Source organism: Paraburkholderia piptadeniae (assembly GCF_900007165.1).
Lineage (GTDB): Bacteria > Pseudomonadota > Gammaproteobacteria > Burkholderiales > Burkholderiaceae > Paraburkholderia > Paraburkholderia piptadeniae.
The window spans coordinates 1-4,242 of sequence record NZ_CYGY02000224.1 but is presented as its reverse complement, the minus strand read 5'-3'; the positions used below and the strand labels follow the sequence as shown (position 1 = coordinate 4,242).

The 4,242-nt window shown below is 58.9% G+C and carries 4 protein-coding genes; 1 reads left to right on the top strand and 3 read right to left on the bottom strand.

Annotated elements, in window-relative coordinates; genetic code table 11:
• Positions 1–587 (top strand): IS6 family transposase (locus BN2476_RS44875; RefSeq protein WP_087740496.1); only part of this gene is annotated, 587 nt, incomplete at its 5' end.
• A gap of 212 nt (positions 588–799) precedes the next feature.
• Here the strand turns inward: BN2476_RS44875 and rpoD are convergent.
• The 3 genes from rpoD to BN2476_RS44860 all read right to left on the bottom strand — a co-directional run bounded on the left by rpoD (position 800) and on the right by BN2476_RS44860 (position 3,796).
• Complete coding sequence (gene rpoD, locus BN2476_RS44870) at positions 800–2,788, bottom strand: RNA polymerase sigma factor RpoD (RefSeq protein WP_173819735.1); 1,989 nt, start codon at positions 2,786–2,788, stop codon at positions 800–802.
• A 136-nt stretch (positions 2,789–2,924) separates the two neighbouring features.
• Positions 2,925–3,446, bottom strand: coding sequence for a hypothetical protein (locus tag BN2476_RS44865; protein WP_087740493.1), 522 nt, complete (start codon positions 3,444–3,446; stop codon positions 2,925–2,927).
• Positions 3,447–3,448: 2 nt separating this feature from the next.
• Complete coding sequence (locus tag BN2476_RS44860) at positions 3,449–3,796, bottom strand: hypothetical protein (protein ID WP_131244486.1); 348 nt, start codon at positions 3,794–3,796, stop codon at positions 3,449–3,451.
• Positions 3,797–4,242: the final 446 nt, after the last annotated feature.

Here is a 4,242-nt window from a genome sequence, read left to right as displayed (position 1 = left end):
ATCTCGAACAGATGATGGCGGAGCGCGGGATTGCGGTCGATCATTCGACGGTTCATCGTTGGGCACTCAAACTGTTGCCGGTCCTGGAAAAGGCGTTTCGACGGTGCAAACGGACGGTCGGCAAGAGCCGGAGGATAGACGAGACCTACATTCGAATCAGAGGTGAGTGGCGGTATCTCTACCGGGCTGTCGACAAGGCAGGCAACACCGTTGATTTTCTGCTGCGAGCCCGACGGGACAAGGCTGCGGCCCGGGCCTATTTCGAAAAGGCAATCGACCAGAATGGCGAACCCGAGACCGTGACGATCGATAAGAGCGGATCGAATCTGGCTGCCTTGCAAGCGATCAACGCCAGGCGGGAGGTGCCGATCAGGGTCCGTCAGAAAAAGTATCTGAATAACATTGTCGAACAGGATCACCGGGCCATCAAGCGTCGAACCCGCCCAATGATGGGATTCAAGAATTTTCGTTGCGCGCGCATCATTCTGGGTGGAATCGAGACCATGTATATGATTCGCAAAGCCCAGATGAACGATGGCGGTAGGGCACTCTCTCCCGTCCAGCAATTCTACTCGCTCTTTGCATAAGTAGTCCTCTATATTTCAGTGCTCTCGCCGGTCAGCTTCCTTATTGCGACAGTACCGTACAATTACCCCAAGCAGGGCCCCAAGGGGAAACAGGCCGCCAGCATCAAACCGTTGTAGTTTTTCCGCGGCGCGAGCACGCCCTGTCAGGGCAGCGATCAGATCGCTGCGGATCTGGAGCAGGGCGTCGAAAGGGGTGTCGCTCCGGGCTTTGCTCAGCGCTCGAGAAAGTGCCTCAACTTGTCTGCCCGACCGGGATGCATCAGCTTGCGCATCGCCTTGCTCTCAATCTGACGGATCCGCTCGCGGGTCACGTCGAACTGCCTGCCGACCTCTTCAAGCGTGTGCTCAGAGGTCATATCAAGCCCGTATCGCATCCGCAGGACCTTGGCCTCGCGCGGCGACAACCCGTCGAGTGCCTCATCGATCGCGGCGCGCAGGTTCGCGTGGATCGCGGCCTCATCCGGTGAACTCGCAGAGACATCCTCAATCATGTCGCCGAGCGTCGCGTCAGCATCGTCACCCACCGGGGTCTCGAGCGACACAGGTTGCCTCGCGATCCTGAGGATACTGCGCACTTTTTCCTCGGACATCTCCATGCGCTCGGCGAGGACGGCGGGATGCGCTTCCTGTCCTGTCTGTTGAAGGAATTCGCGCGAAATCCGGTTCAGCTTGTTGATCGTGTCGATCATGTGCACCGGCACACGAATGGTCCGCGCCTGATCGGCAAGCGCGCGCGTGACAGCCTGCCGGACCCACCAGGTGGCGTACGTCGAAAACTTCCAGCCGCGCTGGTATTCGAATTTGTCCACCGCCTTCATCAGGCCGATATTGCCTTCCTGGATCAGATCCAGGAACGGCATGCCGCGGTTCATGTATTTCTTGGCAATTGAAATGACAAGACGAAGATTCGCTTCGATCATCTCCCGCTTGGCCTGCCGCATTTTCGACTCCGCGGCACTCATCTGGCGGTTGATCTGCTTGAGTTGCTGGAGCGGCAGCGAGACCCTGGCCTCGATGTCAGTGAGTTTCTGCTGCCCGGCCTGAATGGCCGGCAGATGTCGCTCGAGGGCAGCGCCAAACTGCCGCGATGTCGCCGCCATGCGGTTGGTCCATTCAAGGTCGGTCTCGTGGCCCGGGAACGACTCGACAAACGCCTCGTGTGGCATGCCACAACGGTCGACGGCGATCTCCAGGATGCTGCGCTCGATCGCACGAACCTCAGTAACCTGATCGTGCACACTGGTGCACAGGCGGTCGATGGTTCTGGCCGTAAAGCGGATCGGCGCCAGTTCGCGCTGGATCTCCGAGCGCACGCGCGCAACGGCTGCGGAACGGGCGTTGCAGGTAACGGGCACATCCGCCAACTGCTCGAACAGTGCCCTCACACGCGCGAAAACCCCAAGACTGTCATTCGTGAGTTGTTCGAGGCGGGCTGCGTTCGCTTTCTCTGGATCCTCGGCGTCCGTTTCAACATCGTCTCCGTCCGGGTCATCGTCGGCGGGGTGTGCTTCCACATCATCTTCTTCAGACTCCAGCGTCATTTCGCTTTCGTCCACGTCGTCGCGGACGCCATCGACCAGTTCGTCGATACGCAGTTCGCCGGCGACGATGCGGTCCACATCGGCAAGAATCGTGGACACGACCGACGGACACGCGGCGATCGCCTGAATCATGTCCTGCAGGCCGTCCTCGATGCGTTTTGCGATCTCGATTTCGCCGGCGCGGGTCAGCAGTTCGCGGGCGCCCATCTCACGCATGTACATGCGGACCGGATCAGTGGTGCGGCCGAACTCCGAATCGACGGTCGCCAGTGCAGCTTGCGCTTCCTCATCCACCTGATCGTCCGATGCCACGGCCGGGGTGCCCTCGTTCAGCAGGAGCGTCTCCGCGTCCGGCGCCTGCTCGTGCACTGCCACCCCCATGTCGCTAAACGTGCTGACGATGGTCTCCATTGCCGCAGTTTGCGTAAAGTTGTCGGGCAGGTGATCGTCGATGTCCGCGTGGGTAAGGTAGCCGCGCTCACGACCAAGCGCGATCAGCGCTCGCATCTGGCGTTGACGCTCTTCGTCCTGGTGCGCCATCGACGCGACGTCCAGCGGTATTGCGGCGGCTCGGGTTTTTCCCTTTGGCACGCGGCGGCCGGTCTTTGACGTAACCGCGATCACGCGGGATGCTGAATCGTCGCGAACTGGATTTGCCAATACATTCTCCTCGACAGGTTGGCCGACGATCGTCGCGAGCACGACAGCAGGTCAGTCTGCCAGCAGGCGTATGGTCGGGATCGTGGAATGACGCACGGGCAATCGAGTGCGACTGAGGCATGGTCATTCAGGGTCGCTACTCTGGCGGAAAGCGCAGTTTCGAAAAATGTCGCCCAGCGTGAATTGCGCGGCGCTCGATAGCGCTCGCCGATTCGATAAGTTTTTGCTGTTCGAGGAAGATCAGAAAGGCGCGCGTTGATACCTTCCGGCAGTTAGAGGGCAGCAGGAAGCTTGAGCGAGCGATGCGGTGATCCTCGAACAGAAACACGCCGGTGCGTTCTGGAGTAAGGGCGAACTCGTTCATTGCTTCCTGAACAGCCAGCTCACCAAGATTTGATTTCCGCGCGGGCGCCGCTACGGTGCTTGTCTGCGTGTGATGCTTGTACACCTTGGTGCCGAGTACGGGAACTCCGTGTTGGCGGACCCAATCGGCGATCTGTTCACTCGTCGGCGTACTGTTACGCGTGACTTCGTGCAGCACCATGTCAACCAGTGCGACGGACCATCCCGAGATAAGCAGCAAGTCCAGCGCGTTTGCATAGGCGAGGGTAATCAACGGCCCAGCATCGGGCAACAGCGTAACGTCCCCGTTCGCCATTGCTATTTGCGCAAGGCATTGAGGTCATCAACCATACTGCGGGTCCTCGCTTCCGGCAGTCGTGGCATCGGTAGATGCGCTTGTGCCATGAGTAAGAACAGGTCCTCGTCACTGTCGATCCCGAGCGCTTCCATTGCCTGGCCGTCGTCAACACGGCCCAGCGAGAAGTCGAGCAGGGTGCGGAAATTTTCGTTACCGCTGACTTCCGCCGCTTCGAAAGTCTCGACCAGATACCGCAACTCAGCGTTGAATAGCGCATTGACGGAGGTGTCGGACTTGGCCGCCAGGATTTTGGCGCGTTTGAGCAGATCACGATCGACCGCTCCGGTGAAATTGACGGTTTCGGGCATGGTTTTCACTCCATAAGCAGCTACTGACATCATAGCACGTATTTCCGTGTTACACACATTTATGTGTACGTTGTCCGGCAGAATGGACCTTGAAGCTGTCGACAGCAGAGATGAGATGCGAGAGGCGATTTCCGTGGACGCTTCATGTTTCAAGCCGACCGCGAAGTCACCTGAAGTTGTGCAACCAGGCAAAAGTGTATGCAACGAACCACTATCACCGCGCAAATGCACGTAATTGAACGCGTTATCGCCACTTCAAACACCACCTTAACTCGCGGACGGGTTGGCGTTCATCGACGGCAGCGCCTCCTTGAGCGCGGCAGCGGCGGTAACGTCCGCCGACTGCACGACTAGCGTGCACGCCGTGGATCCAATGCGCTGCTGTAACCGACACGGCAGAATTCACTTATGAATCAACTACATGCAGTGTCGAGGCCAGATTCAGA